General features: G+C 64.5%; 20 protein-coding genes and 1 pseudogene. 10 read left to right on the top strand and 11 right to left on the bottom strand.

What is annotated here, in order from left to right; translation table 11 throughout:
* The first annotated feature begins 11 nt into the window (after window positions 1–11).
* Complete coding sequence (locus EGJ34_RS22840) at window positions 12–932, top strand: hypothetical protein (RefSeq protein ID WP_312023012.1); 921 nt, start codon at window positions 12–14, stop codon at window positions 930–932.
* Here the strand turns inward: EGJ34_RS22840 and EGJ34_RS00990 are convergent.
* Entirely contained in the window at window positions 855–1,406 is a 552-nt protein-coding gene (locus EGJ34_RS00990; protein WP_125358189.1) for an exonuclease, read from the bottom strand. The genes EGJ34_RS22840 and EGJ34_RS00990 overlap by 78 nt on opposite strands.
* A gap of 98 nt (window positions 1,407–1,504) precedes the next feature.
* Here EGJ34_RS00990 and EGJ34_RS00995 point away from each other — a divergent pair, with 98 nt between their 5' ends.
* Window positions 1,505–3,058, top strand: a complete 1,554-nt coding sequence (locus tag EGJ34_RS00995; protein WP_125358269.1) for an alkaline phosphatase — start codon at window positions 1,505–1,507, stop codon at window positions 3,056–3,058.
* A 132-nt stretch (window positions 3,059–3,190) separates the two neighbouring features.
* On the opposite strand, the gene EGJ34_RS01000 is transcribed toward EGJ34_RS00995, so the two are convergent.
* The 3 genes from EGJ34_RS01000 to EGJ34_RS01010 are packed head-to-tail and all read right to left on the bottom strand — an operon-like array spanning window position 3,191 to window position 6,575.
* Window positions 3,191–3,697, bottom strand: coding sequence for a transcriptional repressor (locus tag EGJ34_RS01000; RefSeq protein WP_125358191.1), 507 nt, complete (start codon window positions 3,695–3,697; stop codon window positions 3,191–3,193).
* Between the two features lie 14 nt (window positions 3,698–3,711).
* A complete protein-coding gene (locus EGJ34_RS01005; RefSeq protein WP_125358193.1) occupies window positions 3,712–4,467 on the bottom strand; it encodes a class I SAM-dependent methyltransferase in 756 nt (251 codons plus the stop codon).
* A 2-nt stretch (window positions 4,468–4,469) separates the two neighbouring features.
* A complete protein-coding gene (locus tag EGJ34_RS01010; protein ID WP_125358195.1) occupies window positions 4,470–6,575 on the bottom strand; it encodes a TonB-dependent receptor in 2,106 nt (701 codons plus the stop codon).
* A gap of 319 nt (window positions 6,576–6,894) precedes the next feature.
* On the opposite strand from EGJ34_RS01010, the gene EGJ34_RS01015 reads away from it, so the two are divergent.
* The 6 genes from EGJ34_RS01015 to EGJ34_RS01040 all read left to right on the top strand — a co-directional run bounded on the left by EGJ34_RS01015 (window position 6,895) and on the right by EGJ34_RS01040 (window position 12,583).
* On the top strand, window positions 6,895–7,437 hold the full coding sequence (locus EGJ34_RS01015) for a single-stranded DNA-binding protein (RefSeq protein WP_125358197.1): 543 nt from the start codon (window positions 6,895–6,897) through the stop codon (window positions 7,435–7,437).
* A 154-nt stretch (window positions 7,438–7,591) separates the two neighbouring features.
* Window positions 7,592–8,221, top strand: a complete 630-nt coding sequence (locus tag EGJ34_RS01020) for a nucleotidyltransferase domain-containing protein (protein WP_125358199.1) — start codon at window positions 7,592–7,594, stop codon at window positions 8,219–8,221.
* Between the two features lie 385 nt (window positions 8,222–8,606).
* Window positions 8,607–9,503, top strand: a complete 897-nt coding sequence (locus EGJ34_RS01025) for a TIM barrel protein (RefSeq protein ID WP_185750025.1) — start codon at window positions 8,607–8,609, stop codon at window positions 9,501–9,503.
* A gap of 29 nt (window positions 9,504–9,532) precedes the next feature.
* Entirely contained in the window at window positions 9,533–11,221 is a 1,689-nt protein-coding gene (locus tag EGJ34_RS01030) for a GMC family oxidoreductase (RefSeq protein ID WP_125358201.1), read from the top strand.
* Window positions 11,221–11,796, top strand: coding sequence for a gluconate 2-dehydrogenase subunit 3 family protein (locus EGJ34_RS01035; RefSeq protein ID WP_125358203.1), 576 nt, complete (start codon window positions 11,221–11,223; stop codon window positions 11,794–11,796). The genes EGJ34_RS01030 and EGJ34_RS01035 overlap by 1 nt, the downstream gene beginning before the upstream one ends.
* Before the next feature lie 43 nt (window positions 11,797–11,839).
* The gene (locus EGJ34_RS01040) at window positions 11,840–12,583 is read left to right on the top strand and encodes a DUF1080 domain-containing protein (protein WP_185750026.1); all 744 of its coding nucleotides are present in this window, start codon (window positions 11,840–11,842) and stop codon (window positions 12,581–12,583) included.
* A 49-nt stretch (window positions 12,584–12,632) separates the two neighbouring features.
* On the opposite strand, the gene EGJ34_RS01045 is transcribed toward EGJ34_RS01040, so the two are convergent.
* Genes EGJ34_RS01045 through EGJ34_RS01065 form a run of 5 tightly spaced genes read right to left on the bottom strand, consistent with a single transcriptional unit; the run spans window position 12,633 to window position 17,270 of the window.
* Window positions 12,633–12,929, bottom strand: coding sequence for a cytochrome c (locus EGJ34_RS01045; protein WP_185750027.1), 297 nt, complete (start codon window positions 12,927–12,929; stop codon window positions 12,633–12,635).
* A gap of 20 nt (window positions 12,930–12,949) precedes the next feature.
* Window positions 12,950–13,816: a sugar phosphate isomerase/epimerase gene (locus tag EGJ34_RS01050; protein WP_125358205.1), complete on the bottom strand. Its 867-nt coding sequence runs from the start codon at window positions 13,814–13,816 to the stop codon at window positions 12,950–12,952.
* Window positions 13,817–13,835: 19 nt separating this feature from the next.
* On the bottom strand, window positions 13,836–14,960 hold the full coding sequence (locus EGJ34_RS01055) for a Gfo/Idh/MocA family oxidoreductase (RefSeq protein WP_125358206.1): 1,125 nt from the start codon (window positions 14,958–14,960) through the stop codon (window positions 13,836–13,838).
* A gap of 12 nt (window positions 14,961–14,972) precedes the next feature.
* Complete coding sequence (locus EGJ34_RS01060) at window positions 14,973–16,190, bottom strand: MFS transporter (protein WP_125358208.1); 1,218 nt, start codon at window positions 16,188–16,190, stop codon at window positions 14,973–14,975.
* 27 nt (window positions 16,191–16,217) lie between these two features.
* Window positions 16,218–17,270: a sugar phosphate isomerase/epimerase family protein gene (locus EGJ34_RS01065; protein ID WP_125358210.1), complete on the bottom strand. Its 1,053-nt coding sequence runs from the start codon at window positions 17,268–17,270 to the stop codon at window positions 16,218–16,220.
* Between the two features lie 95 nt (window positions 17,271–17,365).
* Between EGJ34_RS01065 and EGJ34_RS01070 the strand changes: the two genes are divergently transcribed.
* Window positions 17,366–18,397 (top strand): LacI family DNA-binding transcriptional regulator, encoded by a 1,032-nt coding sequence (locus EGJ34_RS01070; protein ID WP_125358212.1) that lies wholly within the window; start codon window positions 17,366–17,368, stop codon window positions 18,395–18,397.
* Here the strand turns inward: EGJ34_RS01070 and EGJ34_RS01075 are convergent.
* Window positions 18,285–19,241: a Na/Pi symporter gene (locus EGJ34_RS01075; RefSeq protein ID WP_125358214.1), complete on the bottom strand. Its 957-nt coding sequence runs from the start codon at window positions 19,239–19,241 to the stop codon at window positions 18,285–18,287. The genes EGJ34_RS01070 and EGJ34_RS01075 overlap by 113 nt on opposite strands.
* A gap of 208 nt (window positions 19,242–19,449) precedes the next feature.
* Between EGJ34_RS01075 and EGJ34_RS01080 the strand changes: the two genes are divergently transcribed.
* A complete protein-coding gene (locus EGJ34_RS01080) occupies window positions 19,450–21,090 on the top strand; it encodes a hypothetical protein (RefSeq protein WP_125358216.1) in 1,641 nt (546 codons plus the stop codon).
* 7 nt (window positions 21,091–21,097) lie between these two features.
* Here the strand turns inward: EGJ34_RS01080 and EGJ34_RS01085 are convergent.
* Window positions 21,098–21,993, bottom strand: a pseudogene (locus tag EGJ34_RS01085) (LysR family transcriptional regulator).
* Between the last annotated feature and the right edge of the window lie 86 nt (window positions 21,994–22,079).

The raw sequence follows: 22,079 nt of genomic DNA on the forward strand, positions 1-22,079 counted from the left end.
TGTTGGCTGGAGTGAACGGAGCTGGAAAGAGCTCGCTGCTCGGTACGATGCTTCGTGAACAGGGCGGGGACTGGTTCAATCCAGATTCCGTCGCTGACGAGCTCAAGCAGATCGGCGTTGATTCAAGCAAGGCAAACGCGGATGCGTGGGAGGTTGGGAAGAATCGGCTGCTGCGTGCAATCGTGGATGGAGAGGACTACGCGTTCGAAACGACCCTTGGGGGTAACACCATTCCCGGGCTGCTCCGGGAGGCAACCGAGGATCACGAGGTAATCATCTGGTTCTGCGGCTTGGAGAGTGCTGAACTGCATGTCGAACGTGTGGCGCGGCGGGTGGCCGGCGGAGGGCATCACGTATCGGCCGATCTGATTCGCGTCAGATATGAGCGCTCGCGAGAGAATCTGATTTCCTTGATGGGTGGATTGACGACGCTCCGTGTCTACGACAATTCAGCGTGCATGGATGAAGTGGGCAGTTCTCTGAAGTTGCTCCTGAATCTACACAAGGGTGTGATTGCGACACCGGCAAGTCGCGAGGAACTGCATAGAACGCCGGACTGGGCGATGCCTATCGTCCAGCGCGCTTTGCAGCTTTACCCGCCTGTTTTGCTGAAATTATCGGTGCTGAGTAGTGCATCAAGCTTGACGTTAGGAGAGTGCAAGCGTCCAATAGCTACATCGCCACAGACCGGAATCCGCAAGGGGGTGGCGACACCGGTAGAGCGATCTACCCCTAGCCCCAAGAGCAGGATAGGTGCTTCGCACCGAAAGGTCAGACCGAGAACTTTGATTCAAACAGAACGCCTCCGAAAGGAGGCGTTCTGCTTTCTGCTGCTAGCCACGCAGGGCGTGGCTCTACCGTTCTTTCAGCATGTTGCAGAAAAGCGCGCCTTGCTCGATTGCGTCATCGAGGGCTACGTGGGTGTGCGGTAGTTTGTCGAACCAGCGCTTGGGCATGTTGCGCTTGGTCGCCGCCCGGTAGTCGGACTTCATGAGCGCCATCGCGAAGGTCTTGATGTCCAGTGCGGAGTGCGAGAACGGGCTTTCTCCGACAAAGCGCATCAGGTACCAGTACACGAACAGGAAGTCGTATCCGGCCGGGTAGCCGACGAAGACGGGCTTGCCGGGTAGCGTCCTGATCCATGTTACGTACCGCTGCATGGCTGCCTCCGGTGCCTCGCAGTCGGTACGGCATCCTGCCCAGGCCTTTGGCTGGGTGGCCCACCAGGCCATCGTGTCCGGGTGGCCGCTGGCGTCGGTTAGCGTTTCCAGATTCGCGGTGAAGGTCCCGATCAGGCTCTTGTCGGCCCGGTAGGCAGCCGATGCGAAGCTGAGCATTGAATGTGGGCCGGGGATGGGGCCGTCGGCCTCGACGTCTGTGCTGAGGTAAATCTCTTCCTTGGTCATGCTGCGCATTCTAGCCATCGGCGCTGGAATATCATGGTCACAATGTTACGGTATAACAATGCATTGATCTGTCTATCACCGTACCTCCTATGACCTTGATGAAGACCCGGTTCGCTCCGTGCGCCTCCCTGAAGTGCGCCTCGCTCCTGTTGCTCGTCACCGCGCTCGCCGCCTGCCAGTCCGCGCCGTCAACTCGCTCGGGCGTAACCAGCACCGGCCCGAAGAACATCATCGTCATGATCAACGACGGAGCCGGGTGGGGCACCTGGGATGCGGCTGCCTACTGGCAGTACGGCAGCCGCGAAGGCACGCCGTATGCCAGCTTCCCGCAGCGCTTCGGGGTGACCACCTTCCCGCTCAACAGCAGCAGCCAGCCCACCGGCGAGGCGAACCAGTCGATCAGCTATGACCCCGCGCGCGCGTGGGACACCACCGAAGTGCCAGCAAAGGACCTGCCGTTGGTGGGTTACCAGTACCTGGCATCTGTAGCGACCGACAGCGCTGCGGCCGGTACGGCGCTGTCCTCGGGGGTGAAGACCTACAACAACGCGATCAACTTCAACAACAACGGCCAGCCGGTGGACTACAGCGCGCTATGGGCCAAGCGCCGGGGCATGGCCACCGGCGTGGTGACCACGGTGCCGTTCTCGCACGCCACCCCGGCGGCGTTTGCCGCGCAGAACGAATCGCGTAACAACTACCACGCGCTGGCGCACCAGATGCTGTCGCAGGGGCACATGGACCTGATCATGGGGGCGGGTGGCCCGGGGTTTGATGTCAGCGGCAAGGCGTGTCCGGCTGTGCCCAAGGCAAACTCGCTGGATGGTTGCGACACCCAGTGGCAGTACGTGTCGCAGGAGGATTGGCAGAAGTTGCAGGCGGGCACGACCGTGGGCGGCAACCCGTCTGGTCCGTGGCGGCTGATCCGCAGTCGTACCGAGTTCCAGCGCTTGGCTGAAGGCAAGTTGCCGGCCGACCGCCCGCTCATCGGTGTGGCCGAGGTGGCCAACACGCTGCAGCAGGCGCGGCAGGAGAAGGTGGTGGGCACCGATGCCAGCCAGCCCTCCGGCACCAAGGCCATCGACTCCGTGCCGGACCTGGCCACCATGACCCGGGGGGCGCTGGAGTTTCTGAAGCGCCGCTCGAACCAGGGGCTGTTCCTGATGGTGGAGGGCGGAGCGACTGACTGGGCCGCCCATACCAGCGCCTGCGGAACCGAGTGGCATTACGGGGAGTGCACCGACCAGCCTCAGTATGGGCGGCTGATCGAGGAAACCGTGGACTTCAACAACGCTGTAGCGGCGGTGGTGAAGTGGGTGGAGGCGAACGGGGGCTGGGAGCGCAATCTGGTGATCGTCACCACCGACCATGACAACAGCCTGCCGATGGGGACGGATGCCCAAGGTATCGCCTTTGCCCCGGTAGTGAACCACGGCAAGGGCAACATGCCCGGCCTGAGCTTCCGGCCGACCGGCAACCACTCCAACGCGCTGGTGCCGCTCTGGGCCAAGGGCGTTGGGGCGGAGCGGTTTGGTGCGCGCGTGCGGGGTGTGGATGTTGGGTACCGCGAGCATGTGGGATTGAATGACGGACGGTATGTCGACAACACCGATGTGGCGCGGGTGGTGCGTGAGGTGATTGAGGCACCGTGATGTAGAGCCGGGCTCTGCCCGGCTGCTTTTGGCGCGGTGGAATGACGTAGAGCCGGGCTCTGCCCGGCTGCTTTTGGCGCGATGCGAAGGGCAGCCGGGCAGAGCCCGGCTCTACGGAGCAAGTGCGGGCGTTCAGGTGCCCCGGGGAGAGTCCGACATCCGGCACCCTGCACAGCGGCCCGAAATCTCCACGCTGTGCGACGCGGGCACGAAGCCGGTAATGCGCGCCTGGTCCATCCAGTTCACGCCGGTCTCCGCCCCATGCACCACCTGCACGCTGCAACACTCCTCGCACACGAGATACGTACACCGCGCCGACGATCCCGGCGGCACATAAAGATGCGCGTTGATTGAGTTCAACCGCACCGCCCAGCCCTGGCCCAGCAGGAAATCCAGCGCCCGATACACACTGGTGGGGGCGGCATTGGGCTGGGTGCGCCGCACCTCCTCCAGTACGGCGTACGCCTTCATCGGTACGCCTGCATCGGCCAGTACCTGCAGCACGCGCTGGCGCATGGCGGTGAACACAAAGCCACGCTGCTCGCACAACGTACGGATGGTCTGCAGGCCGTCGCCCGCCAAGGGTTCAGCGTGAACACGTGGACGTGCAGGGGGCGACGGCGGCGGCGTACTGTGCATGCGCGATGCACCCCTCAGGCCGGCTCGGCAACGACGATGTAGTCATTGCCATGTGCCAGGCCCCCGAGCTGATGGCTGGCCGCCAACGCCCGCGCCTCCAGTTCGGCCACATGCTGCAGCAAGGCCACCGCCAGCCGGCGGTCCTGTAGTTTGTTGGCGGCTTGGGTACACATCGCCAGCTGGCTCTGGATAAAGCGCGCGCCGTAAGTGATGGGCAGCACATGCGCATCCACCACCCGGAAGCTGGCGGCTTCCAGATGCCGCAGCGTCCAGTCCAGCGGATACTCGCGGTAAGGACTGTCGCCGGCCATCAGCAGGCAGGCGTCACGCAGGCGGCCGATCTCGTTGATCAGGCGGCCGGCGTCGGTATCGGGCAGGCCGTGCACATACGGCTGCAGGCCAATCAGATACAACCGGCTGCGCACCAGCGGGCGCAGGCGTGGGAAGAGCTTGTCCTGCCAATAGGGCGCAAAGCCTTCAATCGCGCCCAGCAGGTAATCCGCCAGCACCACATCAAAGTGCTCGTCCTGCAGCAGCGCCGGATCCATCCAGTTACCGGTCAGCAGGCGATCCTGCTCACGCATCGGCTGCTGCAGGGCGGCGTGAGACTTCTCGCGCATCCGCTCCGAACCGGTCACCGCCGTCCAGCGTTCACTGCCCAGCGATTCCAGCCAACGGATGGACGCCGGCCCGGTGCCGGCGTCCAGAACCTGCCCCCACGGCCGATGGCCGTGGAGGCGGGCAACGCGCTCATAGAGCGAAGTGGCCATGCTCAGAAGCGATAGCTGAAGCCCAGGCTGACGTTGCGACCAGGCTGGGGAACGGTGCTGGCAAGGAACGAGGCATGGTTCCAGACCTGCTCGTCCGCCAGGTTGGTACCGCGCAGGAACACCTGGGCATTGGTGTTGGGCACGGTGTAGGCCACGGTCAGGTTGACCATGTCGTACGACGGCGACTCCACCTCGTAGTCGGCAATGTCACGCTGGCGATTGACCCGGTACAGCTCCAGCTCGGTGTCGAAGGCGCCCAGTGCCCAGTTCACACGGCCACCGAAGCGGGCGGCCGGAATGCGCGGTACGTTGCCGCCGCCATCGGCGAAGCGGGCCCGGGTGCGGTCGCCGAACAGGGTGGCCGATACCGCGTCGCTGAACTGATAGCCCAGCTCGGCTTCCACGCCGCGGAACTCCACATCGGCCTGGGTGTACTTGATCAGGCGGAACGCTTCGTACTGGTCCAGTGTGCGCGCGTAGATGTAGTTGTCCACGTTGTTGGCAAACACGCCCAGGCTGTAGGTCAGCGGCCCCTCGGACTTGCGCAGGGTCAGCTCGGCGTTCTTAGAGGTTTCCTTGGTGTAGCTGGCGTCGTTGGCAGTGCCGCCGCAGGTCAGGGCGCTGGGCAGCAGGCCGCACTCGTAGGTGTTCGTCGCCATGTGGATGCCACGGGCGTACAGCTCCTGCGCATGCGGCAGGCGCTGCGAGCGCGACAGCGAGAAGGTCAGCGAGGTATCCGGGGTGAACGACCAGATCGCCGCGCCCGAGAACGAGCTGGCGGTGTCGTCGAAGGCCGGGCGGTTACGAACGTCGCTGCGTGGCTGGTGCTTCAGCCATTCATGGCGTGCGCCCAGCTCGAAGTGCCACTGGTCGTTCACTTCCACATGCTCGACCAGGAACACGCCGGTGGACCGGGTGTCCACGGTGGGCAGGAAGGCCTCCACGCCGGTGGCGCTGAACTCGGTATCCGAATGCTGGATGCCGAACACACCGGTGAACGCCCCCAGCGGCACGTGCTCCAGCTCCACACGGCTGTCGTAGCCCTTGTTGGCGAAGGTGGTGGTGACCTCGTCGCCGTCGATTTCGTCGTGACTGTAGTCGGTGTAGTTGGCGCGGAAGCGGACGCGGCTGATGCCCGCGAACGGGTCGCGGTATTCGCCGCGCAGGTCGTAGCGCTTGCTGGTCAGGTTGATCGCGGCCACATGCTCATGGTCGTGCTCATGATCATGGTCATGCTCATGCTCCTCACCGGCACCATGCTCGTGCGAGCCGCAGTGCAGGGCGCTGCCGTGCGGGTGGCAGCCTTCGTATTCGTGGCTGTGGCCGGGCAGGCCGTAATCGTCCTCGCGGTAGGAGTAGGCCACGCCCACATAGCCGTTGTCGGTGACCCAGCTGGCCCCGACACTGCCGTTCTTCGAGCGGCTGAAGGTCGCATCCACGCGCGACTCCTCCAGGTCCGGTGCGCGGTAGTTGTCGGCGTCCTTGTAGGAGCCTTCGGCGTGCAGCACCAGATTGTTGCCAACCTGGCCGCTGATCGAGGCCGCGCCCACGCGCTCATCGGCGACGGTGTTGCCACGGATCAGCAGGCGACCCTCCAGGCCGTTCTCGGGCAGGCGCTCGGGAATCTTGTTGTCCAGCACATTGACTACGCCGCCAATGGCACCGCCGCCGTACAGCAGCGTGGCCGGGCCGCGCAGCACTTCAATGCGCTCGCCCAGCAGCGGGTCGACGGTGACAGCGTGGTCGGGCGAGATGTCCGAGGCATCCAGCACGGCGGAGCTGTCGGACAGCACCTTCACGCGCGGCGCGGTCTGTCCACGAATGACCGGGCGACCGGCACCTGCCCCGAACGAGTCAACGCGCACCCCGGGCAGGCCATCCAGCACCTCGCCCAGGTTGCCGCCGCCCTGCTGGATGCGCTCGGCGCTGATCACGCTGATCGGGGAGGCGACCTTGCTGGCGTCTTCGGCCATGCCGGTGACGTGAATGGTGTCCAGGGTGGAAGCGCTGGGCGGGGCAGCCTCGGCGTGGGCAGCGCTGGCGGCCATGCCGGATGCGAGCAGGCCCAGGGCAATGGCAGAGGAGAGGGTGGAGCGGGATCGAGACATGAGTCTTCCGTGGCGGGGCGGATAACGATGTTATAACATCACAACAGACGGGATTGCCAGTAGTGACACGCCATGCGTGTCGCCGCCATCCCCCAGCACCCGCATAACCCGACAACCCGCCACCCCCTTGCCGTACAACCGTTACAGAGGTTTCCGAGTACGCCAGCGGCAAGTCCCGACCCGGCCCAACCGGGTAGAACTGCTACCATGTGGCGTTCTGTAACCCACCCAGATTCAATGAGCGGCAGGCGGGATCACGGCTCCTTCCGGACTGTGTAATCTCTCAGACCTGCCCTCGAACAACGGAAGAGCACACCCTATGGCGCGCGGCATCAATAAAGTCATCCTGGTCGGCAACCTCGGCAACGACCCGGACGTGAAGTACACCCAGGGCGGCATGGCCATCACCCGTATCAGCCTGGCCACTACCAGCGTCCGCAAGGACAAGGATGGCAACCAGCAGGAACGCACCGAATGGCACCGCGTCGTGTTCTTCGGCAAGCTCGGCGAAATCGCCGGCGAATACCTGCGCAAGGGCAGCTCGGTCTACGTTGAAGGCAGCCTGCGCTACGACAAGTACACCGGCCAGGACGGCGTGGAGAAGTACTCCACCGACATCATTGCCGACGAAATGCAGATGCTGGGCGGTCGTGGTGAAGGCGGCGGCGGCGGTGGTGGTGGCGGCAACTACGGCGGCGACCGTCCGCAGCGCCAGCAGGCTCCGCGCCAGGAGTACGGCGGCGGTGGCAACCAGCGTGGCGGTGGCGGCGGTGGCTACGGCCAGCAGCAGCGCCCGCAGCAGCAGCCGCAGCAGTCGGCTCCGCCGATGGATGATTTTGCGGACGACGATATTCCGTTCTGATCGCTGGAACGAAAGCTGTCTTCTGACGAAGCCCCGGAATGCCTAGCGCACTCCGGGGCTTTTGCTTCGTGGATGCTGCACTTTCGGTGCAGACATTTGGGGTGGGACGCAGCTGCTTGCAGGGTGTTGCTCATTAGGCGACAATCGTTGCCTAATGAGCAACATTTCGCCCTTGATCGATGTTCTATTCCCGGCCACTCGTCAACAGGTGCTGGCTGTTCTGCTGCTGCAGCCGGATACCAGCTTTCACCTGCGCGAACTGGCAAGAATTATCGGGAGCCACGCAGGCACGCTCGGGCGTGAGCTCGATAAGCTCACCGAGTCTGGATTGCTGTTGCGAAGCGCACAGGGAAATCAGGTGCGCTATCGCGCGGATCGCTCATGCCTGCTGTTTGAAGAGCTGGCAACCATCTTTCGTAAGACCCATGGCGCTGTGCCCGCGCTGCGTGCCGCGCTTGCACCGTTGAGTGCTGGTGTTTCCGTGGCTTGGATCTTCGGGTCGTTGGCACGCGGCGCAGAAGTGTCCGGCAGCGACATTGATCTGCTGGTGGTCGGAGACCTGGGATTCGTTGATCTGGTGCGGGCTGTCCATCCGGTCCAGGAACTTCTGCAACGGGAGGTCAATCCGGTCTTGTACGCTCGGGAAGAATTCTTGCGAAGGCTGCACGCAGGCGACACGTTTGCAAGTGAGTTGCTCTCCAAGCCTAAGCTTCTCGTCGTAGGGGACATGGATGACGTTGGAAAACTTGCTGGCAATCCGTCAGCTGCTGGAACACCAGGCTGACGCCGGCGCTACGTTCAGGGGTAACGTGCCTGTCAGGACCGTTGATGACTACAACGAGGCGATACGGCGGCTATCGGCTTGGTTCGATGATCCACCGGAGCGTGGAAGCGATGAGGGCAACGCGTTTGAAGCGTTGCTGATGCGGGTCGCGGAGTACGAAAGCGAGCATTTTCCGATCTGAGGTGGCTGGCCGTCGCAGCCACGCAGGGCGTGGCTCTACGAAGTGGGATGCATCCCGAGCATCCCGAGAGGGGCTGCATGGTGCCCCCAGCATGCATTTTTGTGCGCTGCGTCTTTCATTGGATCGATTTAGTGCCGTATGGTGCAATCGATTGCATTGCAGTGAATCGTTGCGTTTGATACCGGTTGGGAGGCCGGTGGGCGAATGTCCATTGATTCGAGCGGACCAACGGCGACACCTGGGTTCACGCGGCGCGAGGCGCTGCGCATGGCGGTTGCCGGAGGTATAGGCCTTGGTGCTGCGAAAGTGCTGCCCGCGTCTGCGGCCAATGCCCCGCTGAGAGCCAATCTGAAGCATTCGGTCGCGCGCTGGACCTTCCCGAAGCTCTCCGTCGCCGAGCTCTGCAAGACGGTCAAGGGCATCGGCTTCGCCGCCATCGACCTGGTCGGGCCCGAAGACTGGCCCACCCTGAAAGCGCATGGCGTGGACAGTTCCATGTGCAACGGCGCGGAGCTCGGCCTGACCAAGGGCTTTGCCGGCCGCGAGTTTCACGACCAGCTGGTGGGACGCTACACGCGGCACATCGATCTGGTCGCCGACGCCGGCTACCGGAACCTGATCTGCTTCTCTGGTAACCGCAACGGCATGGATCCCCAGCAGGGCTTGGCCAATGCGGAAACCGGCCTCAAGCGCATCCTCGGCCATGCCGAGAAGCGCGGCGTGGTGCTGGTGATGGAGCTGCTGAATTCCCGGGTCGACCACCCCGACTATCTGTGCGACCACTCGGCGTGGGGCGTGGAGCTGTGCCAGCGGCTCGGATCGAACAACTTCGGTCTGCTGTACGACATCTATCACATGCAGATCATGGAGGGCGACATCATCGCCACCATCGGCAGGCACCACACCTTCTTCAAGCACTATCACACGGCGGGCGTGCCGGGCCGACATGAGATCGGCGACCAGCAGGAGCTCAACTATCCCGCCATCTGTCGCGCGATCCGCGACACCGGTTTCGATGGGTATCTGGCGCAGGAGTTCATCCCTACGGCGCCCGATCCCGTCGGTTCGCTGCGCGAGGCGATCCGCCTCTGCGATGTTTGAAATGATATCCACCCAGGTGAAGTAGACCCATGGCAGACAATCATTACGACGCCATCGTTGTTGGCTCGGGAATCAGTGGCGGTTGGGCGGCAAAGGAACTGACCGAAAAAGGTCTCAAAGTGTTGATGCTGGAACGTGGTCGCAACATCGAGCACGTCAAGGACTACGTCAACGCGATGAAAGAGGCGTGGGACTTCCCGCACCGCAACCGGCCGACCCAGGCGATGAAGGCCGACTTCCCCGTGCTGATGCGCGACTACGGCCTGGTCGAGAACCTTGAGGGCATGTGGGCCGACGAGAAGGACTCGCCCTACATCGAGACAAAGCGCTTCGACTGGTTCCGCGGCTATCACGTGGGTGGCCGTTCGCTGTTGTGGGGGCGGCAAAGCTATCGCTTCTCGGACCTGGATTTTGAGGCAAACAAGAAGGACGGCATCGCGACCGACTGGCCGATCCGCTACGCCGACATCGCGCCCTGGTACGACCATGTGGAGAAGTTCGCCGGCATCGCCGGCACCCGCGAAGGGCTGGACGTGCTGCCAGATGGGCAGTTCCTGCCGCCGATCCCGTTGAACATCGTCGAGAAGGACGTGGCCGCGCGGATCAAGAAGGCCTTTGGCGGCACCCGCCACATGATTCACTCGCGCACCGCGAACATCACCCAGCCGATGCCGGAGCAGGGGCGGGTCAACTGCCAGTACCGCAACAAGTGCATCCTCGGCTGCCCCTTCGGGGCCTACTTCTCGACCCAGGCTGCGACGCTGCCGGCCGCAATGAAGACCGGCAATCTGACCCTGCGGCCGTTCTCGATCGTCAAGGAAGTGCTGTACGACAAGGACCGCAAGCGCGCGCGGGGCGTGGAAGTCATCGATGCCGAAACCGGCCAGACCTACCAGTACACCGCCAAGGTCATCTTCCTCAATGCCTCGTCGTTCAACTCGACCTGGATGCTGATGAACTCGGCCACCGATATCTGGGAAGGCGGGCTGGGATCCTCGTCCGGCGAACTCGGCCACAACGTGATGGACCATCACTTCGGGGCCGGTGCCTCCGGTCGCGTCGAAGGCTATGACGACAAATACTACTTCGGGCGTCGCCCCTGTGGGTTCTACGTTCCGCGCTTCCGCAACGTCACCGCGGATGACAAACGTGGCTATCGACGCGGTTTCGGCTACCAGGGCGGTGCCAGCCGCAATGGCTGGTCGCGCGAGATCGCCGAGATGAACATCGGGGCCGACCTGAAAGAAGCGCTGACCGTGCCGGGCGATTGGCGCATCGGCATGACCGGCTTCGGCGAGATGCTGCCGCATCACGACAACACGATCCGACTGGACAAGGACAAGAAGGACAAGTGGGGCCTGCCGGTGTTGGCGATGGACGTCTCCATGCGCACCAACGAGCTGGCGATGCGCAAGGACATGGCCACCGATGCGGCCGAGATGCTGGAGGCCGCGGGCGTAAAGGACGTGCAGACGTTCGACAACGACTACGCCCCGGGCAAGGGCATCCACGAGATGGGTACCGCGCGCATGGGCCGTGATCGCAAAAGCTCGGTGCTGAACCAGCACAACCAGGTCTGGGATGCGCCGAACGTCTATGTGACCGATGGGGCCTGCATGACCTCCAGCGCCTGCGTGAATCCTTCACTGACCTACATGGCATTGACCGCCCGCGCCGCCGACCATGCGGTGCGCGAACTGAAAGCGGGGAACCTGTAATGGAGCGTCGCGAACTTTTGAAGATGATTGTCGCCGCCACCGGTGCAGCCATGATCGGCCTGCCGGCGCTGGCCAGCGGGCAGGCACCGGCGGCGGGCGCGAAGGCCGCCTTCTCGGCCGCTGACATCGCCCTGATGGACGAGATTGCCGATACCATCCTGCCGCGGACCAAAACACCCGGTGCCAAGGACACCGGCATTGGTGCCTTCATGGCGACGTTCGTGGCCGACTGTTACACCGCGCAGCAGCAGGCCACGTTCCGTGCGGGTTTGGCTGACATAGACAAACGGGCCGGCGGGCAGTTCGTCTCGCTCGCCCCGCAGGCCCGTACCGAGCTTCTGCGCGCGGTGGATGCGGATGCGAAGAAGCACGCAGCCGTCAGCACTGGTCCCAGCAACGCGGAGTCAGCGGAAGCAAAGGCGCATTACTTCACCATGCTCAAGCAGCTGACCATCTTCGGCTTCTTCACCTCGAAGATCGGCGCAACCGAGGTGCTGCAGTACGTCGCCGTTCCCGGCCGCTACGACGGGGACGTGGCTTATGTCCCCGGTACGGCAGCCTGGGCGACCGGCTGACAGATCCCAACCATTCGTCAATTGACTGCAAATCAGGAACACGATGACCCGACCCCTTCTGATGGCGGCCTGCCTGCTGGCGGCCGCCCCTGCATTGGCTGCACCCAAAGGCGATCCCGCGCGCGATCCCGCGACGACCGAAGCCTGGACGCCCGAACCTGCCATCGTGGCCACGCCGCCGGGCGGCGCACCCTCTGACGCGATCGTGCTGTTCGATGGCAAAGACACATCCGCCTGGGAGGCGGAGCAGGGTGGTCGCGTGCCCTGGACCGTGGCCCACGGCGCGATGACGGTGGTGCCGGGCAGCAAGGGCATCCGTACCCGCGAGAAGTTCTGCGACATCCAGTTGCACGTCGAGTGGCGCAGCCCGACGGAAACGAAGGGCTTTGAAGGCCAGGACCGTGGCAACAGCGGCATCTTCCTGCAGGAGTTGTATGAGCTGCAGGTGCTCGACAGCTACAGGAACCCCACCTATGCCAATGGCCAGGCCGGCTCGATCTACAAGCAGGCCATGCCACTGGCGAATGCCTCGCGCCCTCCGGGCGAGTGGCAGACCTACGATGTCATCTGGAAGGCCCCGCGCTTTTCACCGGGCGGTGGCCTGATCTCACCGGCCCGCATCACCGTGCTGCACAACGGCGTGCTGGTACAGAACGACACCGTGGTGTCCGGCAAGACCGAGTACATCGGCGCACCCTCGTACGCCCCCCACGACTGCGCGCCCCTTTACCTGCAGGAACACGCCTCCAAGGTCAGCTACCGCAACATCTGGGTACGCAAGCTCTAAAGAGAACCCCGTAGAGCCACGCCCTGCGTGGCTTCGCGGTGCCGGACTACTACTTGGCCAGATACGCGGCCAAATCATCAATCTCCTGCGACGACAATTGCGCAAACGGCGGCATCAACCCACCGCCTTTCCTGATCTTCTCCTTGATCTGCGCCGCATCCAGCCTTTTGCTCACATCGGTAAGCGCAGGAAACGTCGGCGGCACCCCAGCCCGATTCGCCCCATGGCAGGCCACGCAATGCACGCTGTAGAGCTTCTCGCCCGCCGCCGGATCCTCCTTGGACCACGCGGCAGGTGCCAGCATCGAACCACACAGCGCTACAGCAGACATCAGCATCACTTTCACAACACAAACTCCTTCGCTTGCTAGCGCTTTGCGCGGGCGGGCAGGGTGGTGGTCAGGTGTTCACGCAGGTACTCGGCCCCGGTGTTGATGATGGTGGCCGGGTCACGCGGCTGGTCATGCTCGACGATATACCACTGCACCTTGGCATCGCCGGCGGCTGGCAGAATCACGCTCCAGTCGAGTACGCCCTGGCCAACGGCGGCGAATCCGCCTTCTTCCTTGTTCTGGCCCGCTGGCGCGTTGTCCTTGGCGTGCACGGCGAACATGCGGCCATTGAATTTCTTCAGCATCACGGCGGGGTCGTAACCCGCACGTGCCACCCAGGCCAGGTCCAGTTCGGTCTGCAGGTCGGGGCCGGCCGCAGCGAACAGCAGTTCCAGCCCGGTTTTGCCGTCGTAGTCGACCAGCTCGAAGTCGTGGTTGTGGTAGGCCAGATGCATGCCCTGGGCCTTCACCTTTGCTGCGAGCTGGCCGAGTTCCTTGCCCAGCGCGGTCCAGCCGGCCGCATCCTTCGGGCGGTCATTTTCGTTCAGATACGGCACGACCAGCGTGGTGTTTCCGATCGCACGATTGAAGGCGATTGCGCTGTCCAGATCCTTGCGCAGGTCCGCCAGCTGCGTATGCGACGAGATCGCCTTGATTGAATAGCGGTCCAGAAGCTGCTTGAGCTCCGCAGCGCTGACGTTCTGCGTGCCCACGGTTTCCACCGCGTGCACGCCGGCATCGTGGACGATCTTCAACTGCTGGTCGAGCGAGCCGGCATTGCGCAGCGTGTACATCTGCACCGCGATGGGTTTCTGCGCGCTGGTGACGTCGGCGGCGAAAGCGGGCAGGGCGGCAAGCAACAGCAGCGCGAGGGTGGTGGTCCGGCGTGTACGGGTCTTCATCAAGCACTCCTGCTGGAATTCAGCTGATGGTGGTCCAGGCGCGAGACCTGGCCGAGGCGATGACGCGATCAACAATCAGCGCCGAACGTGCGCCGTCTTCAAAGGTGGGCAAGCCCTCGGGCCGTTCGCCCTCAATGGCGCGATAGGTATCGGCCACGAACGCCTCGAAGCAGGTGCCGTAGCCCTGCGCATGCCCGGGTGGAAACACCGCCAGCCGGCGTTGTTCAGCGCTGCCGGCGCCCGGCCCGCGCACGAAGGTCTCCTCGTGCTGGTCGGGGTGCCCGATCCACAGGCGCTCGGCGTCTTCCTGGTTGAAGGCCACACTGGCCTTTGCCCCATCGATCTCGAACCAGAGCCGGTTGTGGCGCCCGGCCGAGACCTGGCTGACGGTCAGCGAGGCCAGCGTACCGGCACCGGTCTTGAACATGGCGGCGGCGACGTCTTCGCTGGCGACCGCTTGCTTCGCACCGCCGGCGGCGGGCGTGGTGAAACTCTGCCCGGTGACGGCACCGCGCTCGGCAATCACGGTGGCGAACGCGGCGCTGACATCGACGAAGCGCTCTCCGCCGACCCATTCCACCAGGTCGCACCAGTGCGAACCGATGTCGGCGAACACCCGTGAGGTGCCGCCCAATGCAGGGTCCACCCGCCAGTTGTTGCTGGCAGGGTCCAGCAGCCAGTCCTGCAGGTAGCTGCCGTGAATCAGATGCAGTGGACCCAGCTCGCCCTGCGCGATGCGCGCGCGGGCTTCACGGACCACCGGGTGGTAGCGGTAGACGAAGGGAACAGTGGCGACCAGCCCGGTCGAGAGGGCCAGAGCAGCCAATGCGCGGGCGTCTTCGAGTGTGGTGGCCAGCGGCTTCTCGCAGATCACATGCTTGCCCGCCTCCAGCGCAGCCTGCGCCATCGCGCGGTGCAGATGGTTGGGCGTGCACACGTGCACGACCTGGACCTGGGGGTCGGCGATCACTTCCTCGATATCGCGATAACCGTGCGGCACATTCCACGCCTGCGCCACCTCGCGCGCGCGCTCCGGTGAGGACGCGACCACGCCGCGCACCTCCGCTCCGGCCAGCAGCGCCGCGCGGCGGTGCACCGCACCGATCATGCCGGTGCCGACGATGGCGATTCCAAGCTTGGGCATCGGTGTGTGTCCTCAGGGTGCGGTGGAGGTGGCCGCCACGACCGGCCGGTCGCGGAACAGCAGCAGGAAGGCGATCAGCACCAGCAGCGCGACGCCGGCCGGGAACAGCCAGATCTTTTCCCAGTCCGGACCGGCGGCGGTGGTGTAGTGCTCGACCACCGCGCCGGACAGGAAGGTGCCGATCAGCATGCCTACGCCATAGGTGGCCAGGGTGATGAAGCCCTGCGCGCTGCTCCGTGCGTCAGGCCCAGCATGCGCGTCGGTATAGATCTGCCCGGTGACGAAGAAGAAGTCGTAGCAGATGCCGTGCAGCACGATGCCGATCACCAGCAGCGAGAACGCGCTGCCGGCATCGCCATAGGCGAACATCACATAGCGCACCACCCACGCGGCCATGCCCACCGCCAGCATGGTTTTCACGCCCAGCCGCACAAACAGGAACGGCATCGCCAGCATCAGCAGCACTTCGGAGACCTGGCCCAGCGACTGCAGGCCGGCCGCGCCGCGCACGCCCAGGTCGTTGAGGTACGGGTTGGTGAAGTTGTAGTAGAACGCCAACGGAATGCAGATGGCGATGGAGGCCAGGAAGAACACCAGGTACGAACGCGACTTCAGCAGGCGCAGCGAGTCCAGTCCGAGGATCTTGCCCAGCCCGGCATCACGCTGCTGTGCCAGCGGCGGCGTGTGCGGCAGGGAGAACGCGTACAGGCCCAGCAGCAGCGACGCCAGCGCCGCCATCTGGAAGGTCAGCTCCAGCCGATGCGCCTGCTCCCAGCCCAACCAGCCGATCAACACCCCGGCCACGATCCAGCCGACGCTGCCGGCCACCCGCACCAGCGGGAACTGCTTCTCCGGCGACTGCATGTGCCGCATCGCCACGCTGTTGGCCAGCGCCAGGGTGGGCATGAACAGCAGCATGTACCCCATGACACAGGCGAAGAACGTGTTGAAGTCGCTGGCCGTGGACGCAAACCACATCAGCACCGCACCGGCCAGATGCAGCACCCCGAGAATGCGCTGCGCCGCAAAGTAGCGATCCGCGATCAGGCCGACCAGGAACGGGGCGACGATGGCACCGATGGACTGGCTGAGAAACGCGGTGGCCACCTGGCTGGCGCTGGCCTGAAGCGGGCCCTGCACCAGATACGTGCCCAGGGTGACGAACCAGGCTCCCCAGATGAAGAACTGCAGAAACATCATCGCGCCCAAGCGCGACATGGTGTGCGTCATGGCTACCCCTCCCAGGGCGGTAATGGCTTAGATTCCCAGCATGTGGCGCAGTGATTCACGGTCGGTGCCGCTGTTGGCGAAGTCGTCGAAGGCGCGTTCGGTGACCCGGATGAGATGGTCGCGGATGAACGCAGCGCCCTCGCGCGCGCCGTCTTCCGGGTGCTTCAGGCAGCACTCCCATTCCAGCACCGCCCAGCCCGGGAAGTCGTACTGCGCGAACTTCGAGAAGATCGCCTTGAAGTCGATCTGGCCGTCGCCCAGCGAACGGAACCGCCCGGGACGATCAATCCAGTCCTGATACCCACCGTACACGCCACTGCGCGCGCTGGGACGGTACTCCGCGTCCTTGACGTGGAAGATGCCGATGCGCGCGTGGTAGCGGTCGATGAAGCCCAGGTAGTCCATCTGCTGCAGCAGCAGATGGCTGGGGTCATAGAGAATCTTGGCGCGGGGATGATGGTCGACCACGTCGAGGAAGCGCTCGAAGGTCGCGCCGTCATGCAGGTCCTCGCCCGGGTGGATCTCGAAGCACAGGTCCACGCCGCATTCGTCGAAGGTGTCCAGAATCGGCCGCCAGCGCCGCCCCAGTTCGGCGAAGGCTTCATCCACCAGGCCCGGTGGGCGCTGCGGCCAGGGATAGAAGTAAGGCCAGGCCAGCGCCCCGGAGAAGGTGGCATGCGCGGTCAGGCCAAGGCGCTGGCTGGCCTTGGCGGCCAGTTTCAGCTGCTCAACCGCCCAGGCCTGACGGGCGGCCGGATCGCCGCGCTTGTCCTGCGGTGCGAATCCGTCGAACAGACTGTCATAGGCAGGATGCACCGCGACCAGCTGGCCCTGCAGGTGAGTGGACAGTTCGGTGATCTGCATGCCGTGCCCGGCCAGCATGCCGGCGACGTCGTCGCAGTAGGTCTGGCTGCGTGCGGCCTCGGCCAGGTCGAACAGGTGAGGGGCGCTGGTCGGCACTTGTACGCCAGAATAGCCCAGCCCCGCGGCCCATCCGGCCAGCGTGTCGAGCCGATCAAAAGGAGCTGTGTCGCCGATGAACTGTGCCAGGAACAGTGCCGGGCCCTTGAGCGTCTTCAACGTGTTTCGCCCTCGATGCAATCGATTGCATTATCCTAGCAGCGCCTCCCGCAAGACCTGTTGTGCAGTGCACAGCGGCAGAAGGAACTGACCTCATGGCCACCATCTACGACATCGCAAAGCACGTGGGCGTCTCGGCCGGGACGGTGTCGCGTGCGCTCTCGCGGCCGGACAAAGTGCTGCCGGCAACGCGCGCGCGCATCGAGCAGGCTGCGGCCGCGCTGGGCTATGTGCCCAACGCGGTAGCCAGAAATCTCAAGACCCAGCGCAGCGGCAAGATCCTGGTCACCGTGCCGGACATCGCCAATCCGTTCTTCGCCCAGATCCTGCAGGGCGCAGAGGACGCGGCACAGGCGGTGGGCTATGCGGTGCTGCTGGGCGACACCCAGCATCTGCCCGAACGCGAGGAGCGCTACGCGCAGATGCTCCGGCGCAACGAGGCTGACGGGCTGATCGTGCTGGGGCATCGGCTGCCACCGACGGCGCGCGAGATCGTGCAGCAGCTCGGGGATGCCGCGCCGGTGGTGAATGGGTGCGAGTTCGACCCGGCCGTGGGGATTCCCAGTGTGCATATCGACAACGCTGCGGCTGCGCGCGCTGTCATGGATCATCTGTATGGGTTGGGACACGAGCGGATTGCCGTGGTCGGTGGGCCGACCGACAATCCACTGCACCAGCAGCGGATGGAAGGCGTGCGAGGTGTCGCCAAGGCGCGCAAGCGTCTACGCAGCCTGAGCATTGCACCAGGTGACTTTTCCCTTGAGTCGGGCCACGCAGCGACGCTTGCGTTGCTGGACGGCGCATCCGTACCGACGGCGATTTTCTGTTTCAGCGACCAGATGGCGCTGGGGGCGATGGCGGCCTGCCGGGAGCAAGGCGTCCGCGTGCCGGATGACGTCTCCATTGTCGGCTTCGACGATCTGGCGTCGTCCCGCTACCTCACGCCGCCGCTGACGACGGTCCGGCAGCCCATGCGCGAGATCGGCGCACGTGCGGTACACCTGCTGCTCGCTCTTATTGATCGGGTGGACGTGCCGCTGCAGCAGACGTTGGAATTTGACCTGATGCTACGAGGCTCGACAGCGGCCGCAGTATCGGCAGGAACAACGCCGAAATCCCCACGTTGAAGAGAAGGTGAGCCAGCGCCACGGCCATGCCCGGGTCGTTGGCGAATGCCACCACGGCGCGCGAGAAGGGCACCAGGAACGGCAATAGCATGAGTGTGCCCGCAGCGTTGAACAGCAGGTTGGCCAGCGCCGTAGCACGTGCCACCGCTCCCATGGTCATGCTGACAATCAACGCTGTGGAAGTGGAACCCACATTGGCCCCCACCACCATGGGGATGGCCGCCTCAGCCGGCAGCACGCCCTGCTGCACCAGCAGGATGGCAACGCCGGTGGTCACGCTGCTGGACTGAACCAGCGCCGTGATCAGCAGGCCGCTGAGGACGCCCAGCCAAGGTGAGTTGGCCATGGCAAGCCAGCTGCTGAGCCACGGCTGCCCACGCAGCGGTTGTACCTGCGCTGCGATCAGGTCCAGCGCGAACAGAATGAGGCCGAGGTAGAACAACGGCTTGGCTGCCGGGCGCAGGCGCATCGGCAGCACCGTCGCCAGCGCGCCCAGCAAGATCAGCACTGGGCCCAAGCCGGCGAGCTTGAAGGACACCAGCCAGGCGGTGGCGGTGGTGCCGACATTGGCCCCCAACAGCACCGCCAGACTGGCCCGGAACGACAGCAGCGAGGCATCCACCAGTGCCACTGTGAGTGCGGTGACCGCACTGCTGGACTGCACCACCGCAGTGGCCAGCGCACCGACCATGAAGCCTCTCCATCGACCCGTGGTCAGTCGCTGCAGTGAGGTGCGCAGAAGGGTTTCACCACTGCCACGCAGCTGCTCGGTGAAACCTTGCAGTCCATACAGAAACAACACCACGGCGGCAACGAGGGCGAGGACTGCTGAGACGCTGCTCATACGGAACCGGACTGAGGGCGGACCCGCGATCGTGGCGCAGCGGAATAGTGAATTGCCAATTGCGACTGAAAGTACGGCGTTTCGCCGCGCCTTGGCGTGCCGATTGCGACATCGGCAACGGTGCCGCTGGCATGGATCAGGCAGCGCCAGGAACTGACGCAGCGCTTATGATGTGGGTCGTTGTGAGCAACAATGGATAGGACATCCCGTGCGTTTTACTGTTTCTGTAGTGCTGGCAACCGCCCTGATGGGCAGTCCTGTGATCGCCGTTGCGGCCGAGCATGTGTATGCGTCGCTGCAGTTGATCCAGCATGACGATGCCATGCAGTCCGGCGTGGAGTCGGTGACGCTGCAACGAGTGAAGGTCGACGCCGCGGCGAAGGGCGGCCGTAATGTCACTGTGCAGCCATTGTGGGCCGAGTATCAGGTGATGGGCCATGGCAAGCGCCGTGTGACCGACCTCGATCAGCGCGAGCCGGGCGTTCAGCCCATGCTGGACGACTTGGCGTCCGGATTCCGCACGATGGTCTCGGCCAAGGACGAAGCCGGTGTGCTGGAACCCGTGAACCCGTGCGTCTGGGAGCAGGCGGTGACGGCGATGCCGGAGGCAACGCAGTGGCAGCTCTCCGGCGAGAATGTGCTGGCCATGCTACCGCAACAGGTCCCAGAGCAGTGGCAGGTCGGTCAGACCCATCGTCGTACGGCGAAGTCGCGGGCGCATGGGACCGTGGCGGTGGAGCAGAAGGTGGTTGCATTGACCCCGACGGTCGCAGTGCTGGATTTCACGGTGACTGGCAAGGCGTTGAAGGGCACCGGGCGACAGGCGGTGCGTCGCAGCGACGGTATGCCGGTGGAGACCCGCATGTCGCTGCATCGCGATGCGGTACGCGGCCTTCCGGCGACCACCGAGACTGCCCACGTCGCCGATCTGGCCTACGAACCCTTCCTGGAGCCGATGACCGCCGAGCAGTATCGCCAGCAGGTCGCGTCGGTCACCGACGAGCTTGCGCGGCCTCCGTACAGTGCACCCAGCGGTCGCCCTGACGATTACGCGCCCTCCAACGAAACCCTGGACAAGCTGGATGCCTGGATGGTGTCGGCCGATGCCGTGCCGGCCTTCGAGAAAAGCCTTCGCTTTGCGCTGCTGCCGGATCGGGATTCCGGTCGCACGCTGCTGGCGATCGGTGCGGAGGCCCGCTTGGGTCCGGCATCTCCTGTCTCCTCGGTACTGGAGCCTACGCTGACCGTGCGCCCGCGTTCGGTGACCCTGTTGGGACGCGATGGAAAACCCCTGCCGGATCTGGAGGCGGTGCGGGCCCTTTCGTCGTTCCAGATGGAGGGGCGGCACAAGGCGCTCGAAAACTCGTCCTCGTTCCCGTTCCGCCTGCCTTTGAACACCACCGAGCAGCAGCGGCAGGCGCTGCATCGCATCCGCATGACGGTGGATGTCGAGGTGCACCGTTGGAGGGGTACGGAAGTCATCAAGCCTGGCGAGGCATCCAGGGTGAACCCCAGCGTGCGCGTCTCAATGCCGGCACCGCATCGGATCACCCTGTTGAATGAGCGGGTGCAGCCTGCCGCACCGGAAGGCATCTGGACCAGCGTGGTGCCGTTGGACGCGCAAGGGCAGGAGATTCCGACCCGGCACCTGGCGGTGGGCCCATTCCAGAAGAAGGTAGGTGACAGCGAACTTCCGCTGGTCTGGGAGTTCAGCACTGAGCCTTACCGTAATGAGATAGCGGCCGAGCGGCCGATTGCCGCGCTGCAGTTGCGGCACTATGGCTGGGAAACGCTGCGCCGGGAGTGGGAGTTCTGGCGGGCAGGGGAAGACGGGAAGCTTATCGAGTGAGCAGGTTTCACGCTTGCTTGTAACGCAACGCCTCCACCAGCAGGGAAAACGCCTGCGAAGGCTGCCTCCTGCTGGGGTAGTAAAGGTGATACCCGGGAAACAACTGGCACCAGTCATCCAGCACCAGCCGCAGCCGCTTGGCCGCCACGTGCGGCTGCACCATGTCTTCAGGAAGGAAACCCAGCCCGAACCCGGCCAGCACGGCATCCAGAATCCGGTCAGTGCTGTTGAACGCCAGCCGGCCGTTCACCCGCACGTTCAGTGGGTGGCCGTCCTTCTCGAACTCCCATGCGTACAGGCCACCCTGGCTGAGAAAGCGCAGGTTGATGCATTCGTGCGCCACCAGATCGCGTGGGGTGGCCGGCGACGCGCGTCCACGCAGATACTTCGGCGAGCCCACCACCACCAGCCGGGTCGGCGGACCAATCGGCGTGGCGATCATGTCCCGCGCCACCTGCTCGCCCAGGCGCACACCGGCGTCGAAGCGGTCGGCCACGATGTCGATCAGGCTGGAGTCGGTGATGATCTCCACCCCCACTTCCGGGTACCGGGTCAGGAAGTCGCGCAGCACCGGCCACAGCACCGCGCGGGCCGCGTGTTCGGTAGCGGTGATGCGGATGGTGCCACTGGGCGTGTCACGCAGTTCGGCCAGGCCGGCCAGGGCCTCATCAATACTCCCGAACGTCGGGGCGAGGGTCGCCAGCAGACGCTCGCCGGCCTCCGTGGGGGCCACGCTGCGGGTGGTGCGGGTGAGCAGGCGGATGCCCACCCTGGTTTCCAGTTGCCGCAGGGTATGCTCAGCGCGGAGGGCGACACCCCCAGCCGGCCGGCAGCGCGGGTGAAGCTGCGCTCCTGCGCCACCGTCACGAAGGCCTGCAGGTCGTTGTAGTTCTCGCGGCTCATGAGGCCAACCTGTATTGATGAGTGCTGCTCATAAGTCTATTCGCATTTGCCCGGATTATCGAAAAGGCCGGCTCGGCGCACACTGT

The sequence above is a fragment of the Stenotrophomonas sp. 278 genome, from assembly GCF_003935715.1.
Lineage (GTDB): Bacteria > Pseudomonadota > Gammaproteobacteria > Xanthomonadales > Xanthomonadaceae > Stenotrophomonas > Stenotrophomonas maltophilia_AH.